Consider the following 14,346-nt stretch of genomic DNA (forward strand, 5'->3'; position numbering starts at 1 on the left):
GCGCAGGCGGGAATCTTATCCGTGGTGTCAGATATTACTATCTGGCGCTAAATGATGAATTTCATAAACAAAGCCAGATGGTAACATCCGTTGGCATACTTAGGTTGCAGATGCTTCGTGCCTCAGCATGACATAGTCTTAAATGTTGTTTCCGTGTTTCTGCGCTTCCGTGGCAACAAAAAAAGCCACAGAATTTCTGTGGCCTTAATATGCTTTAATAGGGGGCTAAAACTATCCTTCCAGCTCCATAATCTCAGCAGCTAAACTTTCCCATTTATTTTGGCTATTGTCTAACTCCTGTTTTGTCGCTAAATAACGTTTGTTGGCTTCTGCTAATTTATCGGCTTTGGCATAAACATTCTCATCAGCCAATTCTGCTTCAATATTTTTAACGTTCTGCTCCAGTTCGGTAATCAGCTTTTCTGTTTTTTGCAGTTCGTCGTTCAGCTTTTTTAATTGGTTGGCTGTATTTGGCGTAACAACTTTTGGCTGTTCCTTTTTCTCAGGCATTTTAACCGGAATGGGTTTAGCCACAGGAATTATTCTTTTGCTATTCCATTCTTCATATTCGGCATAAGTACCAGGATACTGTTTAATTTTTCCGCCTTCGATAAACCAGATTTTGTTGGCCACATTATCTAAGAAATACCTATCGTGAGATACTGCAATAAAAGTACCTTCAAACTGCTCTAATGCTTGAATCAGGATATTAACCGATTGGATATCCAAGTGGTTGGTAGGCTCATCCAGAATCAGGAAATTCGAATCTGTTGTTAATGATTTAGCCAGGGCCACACGCGATTTTTCTCCTCCCGAAAGCACTTTGATTTTTTTGAAAACATCATCGCCGGTAAAAAGGAAACAACCTAAAATACTACGTAATTCGGTATCGCTATGTTTTGGGGCAAATGCCTGTAATTCTTCTAAAATCGAATTTTCTAAATGCAGTGATTCTAATTGATGCTGCGCAAAGAAAGTGGTGGTAACATTATGACCAGTTTCACAGAAACCTTCGAATTTTTCGGTTCCGGCAATCATTCTCAATAAAGTAGATTTACCCTTACCGTTTGCACCGATCAAGGCAATTTTATCACCTTTTTCAATTACACCTTCTGCATCATCTAAAATATGCACATTTGGATAGCTCTTATTGGCGTGCTCTATACGCACCACGTGCCTGCCTGATGGTTTAGAAAATTTGAAAGCGAAATTTACGGTCGGATTATCATCATCTACATCATCAATACGCTCCATCTTATCTAAAGCTTTCATCCGCGATTGTGCCATTTTAGCCTTACTCGCCTTCGCTTTAAAACGCTCAATTAAACGCTCTTCCTGCTTTATTTTAGCCTGTTGGTTTTTAAATTCGCCCTTTTGAATTTCCCCACGTAAGGCTTTTTCTTCAACATAGAAGCTATAGTTACCCGCATATACGGTTAATTTTCCTTTGCGCGATTCGACTGTACGGTTTACAATTTTATCTAAGAAATACCTATCGTGAGATACGATTACAATGGCACCTTCAAAACCCATTAAATAGTTTTCCAACCATTTAATAGAAGGTAAATCCATGTGGTTGGTAGGCTCATCCAGCAATAGGATATCAGGAGTTTGCAGTAATATTTTAGCCAGCATTACACGCATACGCCAACCTCCCGAGAAGGTATTTAACGGGCGCAATTGGTCTGCTGTACTAAAACCTAAACCAGCTAAAATTTCGTTTGCCCTGTATTCGATGTTATAGCCATCTAAAGCTTCAAACTCTTGCTGTTTATCGCTTAATTTAAATAAAATCTCTTCGCTATAATCCGTTTCGATTTTTTTAAGCAGTTCCTCAATCTCATCATGCAATTGGTTTTGGCGCTCAAAAGCTTCCATGGCCACATGCAAAATGCTATGGTGCGAATCGTAAGAAAGTAAATCCTGGTTTAGGTAGCCAATTTTCAGGTCTTTAGACATGGAAACAGTACCCGAACTCGGTGCATATTCGCCTACAATTATTTTTAAAAGTGTTGATTTTCCTGTTCCATTGGCTCCGATTAAGCCAGCTCTGTCGCCAGGTTTAATGTGCCAGTTCGCGTCATCGTACAAGGCCCTTGAGCCAATCAGGAAGGTTAAATTATTTATTGAAATCATTTCGGCTGCAAAAGTACGAAATTTAAAGGCTTTTTTCAGGTCGAAAATCAAATAGGATAAGCCAGTGGTTTTGCTTTAGCTTTTTGGAAAAGCAATACAGCAACCGTTTAAGGCTTGTCCTTTGTTAATAGCGCTATTTATTTTCTCCCGTTTCTTCCAGCTTGCCTTCTTTATTTCTTTTCAGTTTCACAATCGGTTTTTCTTGTGTGCCTGTTACGCTCAATGGGATGCCAAATAAACCAAAAGGAGGGAGGCCTAAGCGGCCGCTCAAGTTTAACCTGCCATCGAAGCTCACCTGACCTTCGAAACGTGGCCTGAAACCTGCCACCTTCATTTTGGTCTGTTCGATGGTGATAATATTGTTTTTGATGGTCGATTTTATCTGAACATCAGATAAATCAGGATTGGTTAAACTGTCTCTTTTTGTCTCTTTACTCACGGCATTCATCATTTTGAAGCCCATTAAACTTACTTTTTTCAAGCTCAGTACGCCTCCGCCTTTCAACGATGGATATACCGGAAACATTTCTGCATTCAGTTTTCCTGAGAGTTGATAATCTAAGCCAACGACACCTTTTACTTTCGATGCCGAGCTGGCCATTTCTCTAAACAGCTTAATTTCTTTGTAGGCCCTTGCGATATCAAATTCTTTAGCGGTAAGGTGGAAATCGAATAAGCCTGTTTTTGTACTTGTGCTCTTGTAATTCGCATCCATATCAACCTGTGCCCCCGCAATATTGAAACCCGCTTGTTTTAGGGCAAGTGTTCCATTATTTAAAGACATTGTTCCTTTTGCATTCTTAATATTTAGGCCGTTATAAATAACATCAGCAACATTTGCAGCAAAATTAACATTCAAATTATCGGGGATAATGATCACACCCTTTGCTGTGGTCGAAGTTGTTTTAGGTGTATTGTCTGCATAAACCATAAATTCATCCGCATATATTTTTTTACTGATCAATTTAAAATCGCCTGTAAGCTTGGCTTTTTCATTTAAAACGTAATTAATTACATTGCTTAAGCTTCCATTCAGTTGAAAATCAGACTGCCCATAGGTAGCATTGAATTTATCAAAATTCATTTTATCCTGATGAAAAGAAAATACACCGTCTTTGATTAAAAAGCTTTTGGGGAATAAATCTGATTGAAGATTTAAGTCTTTAATGCCTAAACTGCCGCTATTTTGTAATTTGTTGTATCTACCGGCGAGTGCATCACTTTGTAATCCTTTAAATAAAACATCTGTGAAAATTAAACCGTTAACCTGATAACCTTTTACCCCGAATAGCTTATATATTTTGCCAATGTCTATTGTTCCTTTTGATGAAACACTATAAGCAATATTTTCGAAATTATGCACATTGGCCTTCAGTGTAAAAGGCTGCCCGCCCATTCGAAAGGAAATGGGTTTAATGTTTAATTTGGTGTTTTTTAAAGTGCCATCGTTGTTGGTTAAATCGGCATCAACCTGGATGTTGTCCATGGCATAATTAAAGTTTCCTGTCACTATTCTACCATTGTTAAGTTTAATGGATGCCGTGGTAACAGGAAAAAGCTTTTTCGCTTTATTAAAAGGGCCATTGCTTTGCAGATCAATATTCAATAAGCCATTCAGTTCGTAACCTTTTATCGGGTAAATATTCTTCAGATCGTCAAAATTGATTACCGATTTAAGCTGAACAGTCAAAGGCATATTTTCTGCGGTCTGCAATTTTGCATACCCTTTGATATAATTCCTTAAGGCCTGGATATCGATGTTCTCGATAGATAATTTAGTGCTTTTGTAATTTCCATCAGTATTTGAACCAAGTACATCAAAATTGATTTTATTGATAGCAATGGGCAAAGCCGAATATTTAAAATAACCATTGTTTAAGGCTACTTTTAATGAAAACTTGGGTACGGTTGCAATTACAGTATCAACCTGCCTTATGCCAGAGTGGACAAGTTTTTTGCTGTATTTTCCATCTGCATTAATGTTCATATTTAATCTGCCTTTTAGTTGTAGGGCATCCAGGTTAACAACTTTTGCCCATTTTTCTAAGTCGATATTCGAGCGGGTATCTGTGTAGATTTCGGGTTCTTTAAAACCCTTTATTTTTGTAACTGAGGCCACGTAATCTTTCCCGATATTGAAGTAAAGACTGTCCATATTAATCAATAGGCTATCCGTATTCAAGCCAGGAAGTTTTGTTTTTAAATTTAAAAATAGGTTACTGATCGGCTCTGGCGCATTTGGATTGGAAATTGAACCATCTCTTACTTTCATATTAAACGAAAGCGTAGGCATGCTGTGCGTGGCGGCAATGTATTTCCCGATTAAAGAAGCATCAATCTCTGCATAACCTTTAACTTTTGTTTTTTGTAGTTTATCGGCAATTTCTGAAGGTAGTGCAGTGAAAATGTTCTGTAAATCTGTTTCTTTCGCCCTGGTTCTGAAATCGATATCGTAACCATCTTTTAAGAATGAAAAATGTCCCACAAAACGAATCGGAAGCGAATTGATCATTAAATTGTTCTCATCGAAAATCAAATTAAGGGAGTTGGTATTCACTTTTGTAATCAGATTGGCATTTATTTTTTTCTTGATTAAATAAGGGGTATTGGCATAATAAACATCCATTTCATTGATAGAAAGATTGCTTTTTAAGTCAAATATCGCATTGCTGAGGTCGCCTTTTCCTGTGTAATTAAGTCCTTTGGTTCTGATGAGCATAGGAATTGAACGGTCGCTGTAAGTAAGGTTGCTGTTGTTGATGAAAATCCCTTCAATCTTTATAGCTGTGTTGCCTTCGCTGGTACTTGGAGTGTTTTCCTTTTTGCTTTCGTAAACATTATAATTCGCATGACCTTTTTCATCGCTGAGGATATTGATGCGCGCATCATCTAAATAGAACTGATCAATTTTAACCTGTTTAGAAAATAGCGAAAGCAGGTTTATGCCCAGGGCTAACTTTTTGGTATAAATGAGCGTATCCTGTTGGAACGGTGCAGAACCTTTTAATAAGAAGTTATTCAGGTTTAAAGTTAATGAGGGGAAATGATTGAAAAAGGAAATGTTGGTACTTTCAAACTTTACCTCGCCTTTTATGTTTTTATTAATAACCTGTGTAATTTCTTTGGTAACCGTCTGCGGAATTACATAGGGGATAACAATTAGAAGGGCGATTAAGGAAACGATCGTAATCGCGAATATTTTTAGGAACTTTTTCAAGATTTTAATTTAAGGGCACGTTCAGCGACAAAGATAGTCTTTAGATGAATTAGGAATAAAGATTTAACATTTTTGTATTATAAAATATATTTATACCTTTGTTCTGTAATAAAAATAGTTACAGTATGAATAGCAGTCATTTCTCCATATCGCTCCACATTCTTACGCTGCTCGATCAGGTAAAGGGGCAGCTATTGAATTCAGAATACATTGCCGGAAGCATTAACTGTAATCCTGTTTTGGTAAGGAAGGAATTGGCCAACCTACATAAATATGGTTTTGTGCAGAGCAAAGAAGGGAAGGGCGGAGGCTCTACATTGGCAAAAAATCCTGCCGATATTAATCTGGGCGATGTATACCGGGCTGTTAAACAAAAAAGTTTGCTAGGCGAAAGCAAAAATGAACCAAATCCCGATTGTCCGGTAGGGAGGCAGATTACCCTACACTTAAACGATTTATATGATGATGCCGAAACCGCTTTGGTTAAAAATCTTTCATCTAAAACATTAAAAGATTTTAGTGCAAGCTTTAAATAAAAAATTTTGAACATAACTGTAACAAAAAATGTTACAATTTAAATTAGATTAATAAATTTTAAAAATTAAATAACATGAAAGTAGCATTAATTGGAGCCTCTGGATTTGTAGGCAAAGCCATTTTAAACGAACTGGTAAGTCGTGGAAATGAAGTGATCGCCATTGCACGCGATACCGCTAAAATTGAAAATAACAATGATCAGGTAAGTAAAATCGCAGTTGATGTTTTGGATACTGAAAAATTAGCAGCAGTTTTAAAAGGTGCCGACGCAGTGGTAAGTGCTTTTAACGCAGGTTGGACCAATCCGAATTTATATAACGATACGGTACAGGGAGCAGAGGCTATTCAGGCTGCAGTAAAAGCATCGGGCGTTAAACGTTACATTTTTATCGGCGGAGCGGGTACTTTRCAGATTGATGGTCACCAAATTGTAGACGGGCCGAACTTCCCTGCAGAATACAAGCCAGGTGCAACAGCAGTAAGAGATTATTTTAATACGCTAAAACAAGAGAAGGAATTAGATTGGTTATTTTTTAGTCCGGCTATTGAAATGCACCAGGGGATCACCACCGGCCGTACCGGGAAATACCGCTTGGGTAAAACAAGCCCTGTTTTTAATGAAGAAGGCCGTTCTATTTTATCAGTAGAAGATTTAGCAATCGTTATTGCCGATGAGCTGGAAAATAAGGCACACCACCAGGAGCAGTTTACGGCAGCGTATTAGAGAAGTTGGTTCATTAGTCATTAGTTCATTGGTCATTGGTGGGCGGCAGATTGCCCAGGGTTGATGGTTCATGGTCAACAAGCTTGCTAGGTTATCGATCATGGCCATAAAACCATTGACCATGAACCAACGTTAGGATCAGGGTTGGATTTGGACACTTAGACTAATGAACGAATGGCTATTGAACTAATGAACCAATTAACCTTTTTTCATAATTAGTATTAAGTTCTTATCTTCGTGCCATGTATCGCCTTATTAAACCAATATTCTTCAAATTTGACCCTGAAAACGTACATTATTTTGTAGTGAAGCGGTTAAAATGGTTTAATGATAAATTCCCGCTTGGTAAAACCATTATCCGGAGCAGCTTTGATGTTCACATTAAAGGTTTAGAACGTGAGGTTTTTGGCATAAAATTCAGAAATCCTGTTGGGTTGGCCGCCGGATTTGATAAAAATGGAGAATATGTGGAGCCGCTTAGCAATTTAGGCTTCGGATTTATTGAAGTGGGTACGGTAACGCCAATGCCACAGCCCGGAAATGATAAACCCCGTATGTTCCGTTTACCTAGTGATGAAGCTTTAATTAACCGGATGGGCTTTAACAATAAGGGCGTAGATGTAATGGCTGAGCGTTTGCGCTTGCTAAAAGATAAACATCCTGATATTGTGGTTGGTGGAAACATCGGTAAAAACAAGGCTACTCCAAATGAAGATGCAGTAAACGACTATATTAAATGTTTCGATCGCCTTTTTGATGTGGTTGATTATTTTGTGGTGAATGTAAGTTCGCCCAATACCCCGGGTTTACGCGAGCTGCAGGAAAAAGAACCGTTAAAAAAAATCCTCAATACTTTACAGCAACGAAATCGTAAAAACGATATTTCACGTCCGATTTTATTGAAGATTGCACCCGATTTAACTGACGCGCAACTGGACGATATCATCGAGATTGTTGCAGAAACCAAAATTGCTGGTATTATCGCCACCAATACAACCATTAGCCGGGAAAATCTGGCTACAGAAAAAGACTTGACTACGCAAATCGGTGGTTTAAGCGGTAAACCTGTTAAAGAACGCGCTACAGAAGTAATCCGTTATCTTTCGGAGAAATCGAACAAAGCATTTCCAATTATCGGGGTAGGTGGTATTCATTCGGCAAAAGATGCAAAAGAGAAATTAGATGCCGGCGCATGTTTGGTTCAATTGTATACTGGTTTTATATATGAGGGACCAGGGTTGATCAAAAGCATCTGTAAAGAGCTGGTTTAAAGATAGTCGTCACCCTGAACCGAGCTTTAGCGAGCTCACCGAAGGTAATTTATTTCAGGGTCTATCTTGCAGGAAAGATGCTGAAACAAGTTCAGCATGACGACCGCCCTAATGAACGTGCACTAAAAACAAATATAGAATTAACAAAAGATGTGTCCACACGATACGCCTGCGCGGGAAAGACGGCCAATCTATTAGAATCTGTCATTGATAGCCTTTCGGAGACCTTTACTAATTGAAAACATATTGGGTTATAGGCTAAATAACTATTTCTGCCGGCTTACCATTTCATTAATCCAGATTGGTGCAAATGGAGAAGTACAGCCTTTAGAAACAGGATAATCGCGGTAAATACCAAGTTTTTCGCCGATGGCTAAGGCTCTTTCTCTATAATCAGGATGGTTAATGCCAATCTGAGCCAATGCGGTATTCATCGTCCATTGGATTTCTGGTGCTGCTTTAGGCATTTCTTTTTCAATCCGATCGAGAATTGAAGGGATATCTATTCCTTCAGGTGCTCTGGTTATGCGTCCGCTGGTTAAGCTCCAGCCTGCACGGGCCAGCATAATATTTCCCGAATTCATCCACTTTTCTCTGAATTGTTCCTTATCAGGGTATTCTTTAACAATGTAATTGTAAAACCAATCAGCTGCCCAGGTAAAATTTTCTGAAGCTACCATTTGCTCAATCTGTTCTGCAGACAGCGCTTTTGGTTTAAGGATTAAGATGGCTAGCAATCGAGCATCAATATTTTCAGTTTCCCAGAGTTGAAGTGCAAGTTCATGATCGGTTTTGATCTTTTTGGCTATGGCCCTGATGTCGCCCATTTTAACGCCAAAAATATTTTCTCTGGCGCCGTTCTTAATATGCATGGCGCGGACTTTCTCCTCGCCGAGCGATTCTAGTTTTGAAAGAGTTTCTGTAAGATTCATGGTTTTACCTTTCGCTGTTTCCAAATTTAGGTATTTCCTTTACATTGAAGTAAAGAGCCTTGGCTTTAGATCACTTTTTTAAAGTATGCGCCGATCAATTTATAAGTTATTCTTTTGTTTGTGAATTTTCCATCTGCTTGGACTAGGGGGATAGATATTTCTTTTTCGTCGCTATTATAGTAAGGATAAAAGTGTTCAATCTTATGTTCATTATCCTTGTTTATTCTTGCAGAATAATCTATTTCATAGCTTAATTCGTTCGTTAACCCTGATTTTGTTGAAATCAGTTTAAGATTATTGTTTAACACATTTTTCTCTACTCTTAATAATTTTACCTTGAAATAAAATAGAGCGCTACTTCCGATAAAAAGCTCTGTTAAGATATAATATCTTTGTTTGTTGATGGTCAGGTCATAGATTTTAAGGGGTGTAACACCTGGATCATTTTTCTTTATGAATGCTTTTGTGATGCCTGCAGTTTGTGTCTGGTAAATGTTTCTGAATCTTCTTTGTGTGCCACCAGTTTGATCATCCCATGAATAGATTCTTAAAAAGCCATCTTTCGAACTGGTAATTTTTAGTCCCATTTTATTGAGTTGATCAAACTTTGATTTTAAAGATTCTGGATTTCTATTTAATGTTGATAGAGCTTGTTTTTCAAAATTATCATTGAATAATTCCAGAGAATCGAAACTGTTTTTGCCGTATTTTTCTGCAGACCAATTTGAAATCTTTTGAAATGAATTTGACAGTTTTTTTTCTAATGCTATGTTGCTTTGACAAAAAGCCATAGATGGAAAAAATAAGAATGAGATAAAAAGAATAGATTTTATTTGCATGGCTAGAATCAAATTAGCAAGTCAATAATTTAAATAAAAATTACAAATAAAAAAAGCATCCTTTGATCAGAAGGATGCTTTAAATTCTTTAAGAAGAAATTTCTAAAAACTATTTTGCCAAAGCAGCTAAAACAGCATTGTTTTTAGCTAATTGATCGTTTTTAGGTTGTGCAGAGCGGCTTCCTAACTCAATGTTAGTTGCTCTCTTTAAAAATGCTACCTCTTGGTGAGCTGTATTTTTATTTCTTCTGTCTTTTCTTTTTAATCTGGTAACTGCCATGGTAATAACCTTTTAATTATTTTATTTGTACAAATGGAGGTCGAGAGCGGATTCGAACCGCTGTAGAAGGTTTTGCAGACCTCTGCCTAGCCACTCGGCCACTCGACCCTTAAATTCAAGGCTGCAAAAATAGCAATTATTAGTTAGCCCGCAAATAATATCTTAATTTAATTTCGAACTCGCACTAACTCAGCACAAAAGATTGCCGCACTTACTGCTACGTTTAATGATTCGGCCTCCCCAATTCTCGGAATGGTTACCGGTTTATTTATTTTTTTGATCACTTCTGCTGATATTCCCTTTCCTTCATTGCCCAAAATCACCAATCCTTCTGCTCCCCATTGCGTTTTGTAAATCGATTCGCCATCTAACAGCGCCCCAAATACAGGGATGGTATTTTCCGCTAACAAGGCTGGCAGATCTGCTTCGTAAATATTTACCCGCGCCAAAGAACCCATTGTGGCCTGTACGGTTTTTGGATTGAATACTTCTACACAATCAGCAGAGCAGATGATGTTTTTAAAGCCAAACCAATCTGCCGTTCTGATAATGGTACCCATATTACCTGGATCCTGAACACCATCTAAAACCAAAGTGAACTGATTTTTTAACGCTGTTAACGCTAATTCTCTGTTTTTTGGGATATGAACGAGCGCTAAAAAGCCTTGTGGGGTTTGCAGCGTACTAATCTTATCTAATTCGGCGTTCTTTACTTCAAATAAGTTTATATTTGCAGGCAATTTGGGTAACAAATTGTAATGTTCGCTGTTGTAAAATATAGTATGGATCTGGTAGCTTGACTGAAAAAATTCTTTTATGGATTTTATACCTTCAACAATAAATAAACCATGTTCTTTACGGTATTTTTTTTGATGTAACGACTTTATAAAACTAATCTGTGATTTTGAAAGCATACCAAAACTCAATAAATATTAAACTGAAAAGCACTGCAATATTACTATTTATTATTGTTTTAATTCAGGCCTGCTCATCAACTAAATACATTGCCGACTATCAATCGATAGTGAAAAAGGTAACTATTGATAGTGTTGATGCTAAATTTGAAGAACAGGCTTACAATTATGTTCAGAAAGATATCAGGCCGGCATCTAAGCTGAGTATCAATGTGCCTTTGTACAATTTGTTCAATACAAAAGATGGTCGGTATAAAACCAGCGATATTAAGCCGTTTGGTACACCCCCTGCTATTTTAGATAGTACATTGGTCGAAATTTCCAGAACACAGATACAGAAGTTTTTAAAAAGTAAGGGCTACCGCCAGGCCGAAGTAACTTCTGCCATCAAGATTGCAGATAAAAAGGCCGAAATTGTATTCAGTGCAAAACCTGGGCCTGCTTATTTTATTGAGAAACTTTCTGATTCGATCCCAAATGCAAATATTAGGAACCTTTACGAATCGAATAAGGCTAAAATATCCCATTTACACAAGGGAATGCAGTACGATGAAGACTCTTTAACTTATGAAAGGGAGCAGATTTATCGCATTATGAAAGAAAATGGATATTTCTATTTTTTAAGACCTTATGTAAATTTTGATGTATATGGTGCTGAACCCAGCTCTAAGACTAACAAAATCGATTTGAACCTTAATGTAACAGATCCTGCAAATGGACCGCATAAACAGTTTAATATTGGTTACACACATTTGTTAATTGCGCCAAATCCTGACGGTTTGCCCGATTCGGCAAGATATAAATTAAGCAAAGATACTTTGAACGGGATTATTTATACCGATTTCTCTAAGCGTTACAGGCGTAATCCGATCGTTCGTTACGATTTTCTGAAGCAAGGTGACCTTTATGACATCCGGAACGAAAATCTTACTTACGATCGCTTGTATGAGCTAAATGTTTTCAAAAACGTAAAGATCGATTATTTCAGAAGGGACAGTACCTCAAATAAAATCAATGCAATCATTTTGCTCACCCCTCAAAAGGTAATGAGTAACCGCGTGGAGGGTGAGGTTCCGTTTAATGGTGGTACCGTTGGCTTTACCCTCGGAAATACTTATACCAACAACAATATTTTTAGAGGAGCAGAACGATTTGAACTCCAGGTGAAAGGTGGTTTGCAATCGCGTATAGGTAACGGTGCCAAGGTTTTTAGTGATATTTATCAGCGCGATTTCTCAATCAGTGCGAGTATTTCGGTACCGAGATTGATGATCCCTTTTTATAACCCTGTTTTAGGTGGAAACGGAATGCCGCACACTACTTTTGCAACCAGTTACATTTATGCCTTACAAAAAGATGTTTCGGTACGAAGGATTTTTATCAACTCCATTACTTACGATTGGTTTGAAACCAAATCTAAACTCCACTCTTTTACCCCATTAAATTTTGAGTACCGTTTTGGTAACCTCGATACATCAAAAGTGGATGCAATTACCCGCTTTAACAACCTTTATTATTCTTCACTACTCGATCGTAAAGATTTAACACTGGGTATGAAATATACCTACACGTTGAATTCGGATAAGTTAAACCAACTGAGAACCTTTGTTTATTTAAGGGCAGGGATGGATATTGCAGGCAATATGTTGCAAGGCATATCTAAACTAACAGGTTCAAAGCATGATCCGGCAAACAACGACCCGGCAAAGATATTAGGCTTGCCTTTTAACCAGTACACCAGGCCAGAGGTAGATATTAGGTGGTATAAACATTTGGGTGGCGAAAGGCAATTTATTGCCCGTTTAAACACCGGATTAGCCTACGCTTATGGTAATTCAATTTTAACAGGTATTCCTTTCGAAAAGCAATTTTTTGCCGGTGGATCTAACGGCTTAAGGGCTTGGCAGGCCAGAACCATCGGTCCAGGTAATTATAATAGACAAGTACTTGCCAGCGATGAAGTACGGAAGGCTGTTTTTGGGCTGGATCAATTGGGTACTTTACGGATAGAAACTAATTTTGAATATCGGTTTACACTTGCACGGAAATTTTTCGGGGCTACTTTGAAAGGGGCTGCCTTTGTTGATGCCGGTAATATCTGGAATATCCGCAGAGGGGAGTCGATTACGCTTGAATACCCTGAGTTGGATGAATTGACCGTGTTTAAGCTTAGTAAATTGGCTAAGCAAATTGCTATTGGTACTGGGGTTGGTTTAAGGTACGATGTTCAGTATTTTGTTTTCAGGTTTGATGTGGGACTAAAACTTAAAGATCCTCAGTTTATCGGATCAGACCAGTGGGTAATCAGCAAATTTTTATCTGGGGCCAGGGATTTTAAAAATAGCTATAACGCCACACACGGGCCTGATACCTATCGTTTTCTACAGTATAACTTTGGTATTGGTATGCCATTCTAATTAACCGAAAAGGCTTAATATTTTGGGTTTGGTATCCGGATCTTTAAATGAAAATTCTTTAAAGGGTTGCCATCTTTTATCCATGTGTTTGTAAACAGAAAAGGATGAAACAGGGAACTCTCGTTTAAATTTCCGGTCTTTAAATTCGGCAGAAAGCTGTTTGAAAATGGGTGGTTTTACATCTCTAAACGCTAAAGTTAAATGTGGATTGAATTTTTCTTTTTTCGCTATCAGTTTTAAAGGTTGTAATGCTTTAGTAATCTGTTTTTCCAGGCTCATTAAGCCCTCATTTTGTTCAACATCGAGATAAAAGGTATGCTCCAGAAATGAACTGAAGTTTCGGAGTACCTGTGTAAATGGCTGACTGAAAGCGGCATCTGCTAAAGCTTTAAAAAATCTTTTTTCTGCATCGTAAGCTGAAAGCTTTACCGGAGGGTATAAGGTGATGTGTGCCGGACGTTTTAATGATTCATACACATTAAATTTCTCTGAAATGTATGTTCTAATCTCATCTATGTCTTCTACAACAGAAACAGGAGGAACTAAACACACTAAAAATAGATTTTCCATAAATCAAATTTACTAAAAATTTTAGTAAAAAAGTAATGATGAATTGTTAATTTTCTACCGTGATAAACTGCCGATTGAAATAATCGGCATCTCGCTTCGATCGGGCTTAGGTGGCTACAACTGTGCTGCTATCTGTGGTAAAATAAACCCGACCGACAGCGTTATCCCGATTTAAAGGTTTTTTTTTATCGTTATAATTTTATCGGGATTAAGCAAAGGGCGGGGCTGGTATAACCGAAGCACCACAGGCCTTGCTTTTCTAAAAAAAGAGAATTCGCATTAGACCTTATACGCTAAACGATTTGTTATTTCACACTTATTAGGAACGAACGTGAGCACAAATTGTTAATTTACTGCTGTTATAACTAATTTTCTTTTTTATGGGAAGGGCTTTGCAGAAGCTATTGGTTCTCTGTAGTCCCGCTCCCGCTTCTGCCGATTGAAATAATCGGCATCTCGCTTCGATCGGGCTTAGGGGGCTACAACTTGCTGCTATCCGTGGTAAAATA

The 14,346-nt window shown here is 37.8% G+C and carries 11 protein-coding genes and 1 tRNA gene; 4 read left to right on the forward strand and 8 right to left on the reverse strand.

Going from position 1 to position 14,346, the window contains the following annotated elements; all coding sequences use genetic code 11:
* Positions 1-231: 231 nt before the first annotated feature.
* On the reverse strand, positions 232-2,136 hold the full coding sequence (locus tag AC1DNH_RS17980) for an ABC-F family ATP-binding cassette domain-containing protein (RefSeq protein WP_477625545.1): 1,905 nt from the start codon (positions 2,134-2,136) through the stop codon (positions 232-234).
* Positions 2,137-2,269: 133 nt separating this feature from the next.
* Entirely contained in the window at positions 2,270-5,353 is a 3,084-nt protein-coding gene (locus AC1DNH_RS17985; RefSeq protein ID WP_477625546.1) for an AsmA family protein, read from the reverse strand.
* Between the two features lie 125 nt (positions 5,354-5,478).
* Here AC1DNH_RS17985 and AC1DNH_RS17990 point away from each other — a divergent pair, with 125 nt between their 5' ends.
* The 3 genes from AC1DNH_RS17990 (at position 5,479) to AC1DNH_RS18000 (ending at position 7,885) form a co-directional block, all read left to right on the forward strand.
* Positions 5,479-5,889 carry an Rrf2 family transcriptional regulator gene (locus tag AC1DNH_RS17990; RefSeq protein ID WP_029275076.1) on the forward strand — a complete coding sequence of 137 codons (411 nt, stop codon included), beginning with the start codon at positions 5,479-5,481 and terminating at the stop codon, positions 5,887-5,889.
* Positions 5,890-5,963: 74 nt separating this feature from the next.
* Complete coding sequence (locus AC1DNH_RS17995; RefSeq protein WP_230144889.1) at positions 5,964-6,614, forward strand: NAD(P)-dependent oxidoreductase; 651 nt, start codon at positions 5,964-5,966, stop codon at positions 6,612-6,614.
* Between the two features lie 242 nt (positions 6,615-6,856).
* The gene (locus AC1DNH_RS18000; protein ID WP_477580919.1) at positions 6,857-7,885 is read left to right on the forward strand and encodes a quinone-dependent dihydroorotate dehydrogenase; all 1,029 of its coding nucleotides are present in this window, start codon (positions 6,857-6,859) and stop codon (positions 7,883-7,885) included.
* A gap of 266 nt (positions 7,886-8,151) precedes the next feature.
* Here AC1DNH_RS18000 and AC1DNH_RS18005 read toward each other — a convergent pair whose 3' ends face one another.
* From AC1DNH_RS18005 to AC1DNH_RS18025, 5 genes are all read right to left on the reverse strand, one after another.
* Positions 8,152-8,817, reverse strand: coding sequence for a DNA alkylation repair protein (locus tag AC1DNH_RS18005; protein WP_477580917.1), 666 nt, complete (start codon positions 8,815-8,817; stop codon positions 8,152-8,154).
* 65 nt (positions 8,818-8,882) lie between these two features.
* Complete coding sequence (locus AC1DNH_RS18010) at positions 8,883-9,656, reverse strand: hypothetical protein (protein ID WP_477580915.1); 774 nt, start codon at positions 9,654-9,656, stop codon at positions 8,883-8,885.
* Between the two features lie 109 nt (positions 9,657-9,765).
* Positions 9,766-9,936 carry a hypothetical protein gene (locus tag AC1DNH_RS18015; protein WP_029275070.1) on the reverse strand — a complete coding sequence of 57 codons (171 nt, stop codon included), beginning with the start codon at positions 9,934-9,936 and terminating at the stop codon, positions 9,766-9,768.
* A 34-nt stretch (positions 9,937-9,970) separates the two neighbouring features.
* Positions 9,971-10,044 (reverse strand) — tRNA-Cys (locus AC1DNH_RS18020).
* Between the two features lie 59 nt (positions 10,045-10,103).
* Complete coding sequence (locus tag AC1DNH_RS18025; RefSeq protein WP_477580912.1) at positions 10,104-10,850, reverse strand: TrmH family RNA methyltransferase; 747 nt, start codon at positions 10,848-10,850, stop codon at positions 10,104-10,106.
* On the opposite strand from AC1DNH_RS18025, the gene tamL reads away from it, so the two are divergent.
* On the forward strand, positions 10,835-13,267 hold the full coding sequence (tamL, locus tag AC1DNH_RS18030; protein ID WP_477609917.1) for a translocation and assembly module lipoprotein TamL: 2,433 nt from the start codon (positions 10,835-10,837) through the stop codon (positions 13,265-13,267). The genes AC1DNH_RS18025 and tamL overlap by 16 nt on opposite strands.
* Here the strand turns inward: tamL and AC1DNH_RS18035 are convergent, their stop codons facing one another.
* Positions 13,268-13,837 carry a 2'-5' RNA ligase family protein gene (locus AC1DNH_RS18035; protein WP_477580908.1) on the reverse strand — a complete coding sequence of 190 codons (570 nt, stop codon included), beginning with the start codon at positions 13,835-13,837 and terminating at the stop codon, positions 13,268-13,270. It lies immediately after the preceding gene.
* Between the last annotated feature and the right edge of the window lie 509 nt (positions 13,838-14,346).

The organism is Pedobacter sp. 01N310 (assembly GCF_056399805.1).

Excerpts from the sequence above, each read along its gene's own strand:
- AC1DNH_RS18010 (WP_477580915.1), bottom strand. The coding sequence starts at position 9,656 with ATGCAAATAAAATCTATTCTTTTTATCTCATTCTTATTTTTTCCATCT.
- AC1DNH_RS17980 (WP_477625545.1), bottom strand. The coding sequence starts at position 2,136 with ATGATTTCAATAAATAATTTAACCTTCCTGATTGGCTCAAGGGCCTTG.
- AC1DNH_RS18035 (WP_477580908.1), bottom strand. The coding sequence starts at position 13,837 with ATGGAAAATCTATTTTTAGTGTGTTTAGTTCCTCCTGTTTCTGTTGTA.
- AC1DNH_RS18000 (WP_477580919.1), top strand. The coding sequence starts at position 6,857 with ATGTATCGCCTTATTAAACCAATATTCTTCAAATTTGACCCTGAAAAC.
- AC1DNH_RS18005 (WP_477580917.1), bottom strand. The coding sequence starts at position 8,817 with ATGAATCTTACAGAAACTCTTTCAAAACTAGAATCGCTCGGCGAGGAG.
- AC1DNH_RS17990 (WP_029275076.1), top strand. The coding sequence starts at position 5,479 with ATGAATAGCAGTCATTTCTCCATATCGCTCCACATTCTTACGCTGCTC.
- AC1DNH_RS18025 (WP_477580912.1), bottom strand. The coding sequence starts at position 10,850 with ATGCTTTCAAAATCACAGATTAGTTTTATAAAGTCGTTACATCAAAAA.
- AC1DNH_RS18015 (WP_029275070.1), bottom strand. The coding sequence starts at position 9,936 with ATGGCAGTTACCAGATTAAAAAGAAAAGACAGAAGAAATAAAAATACA.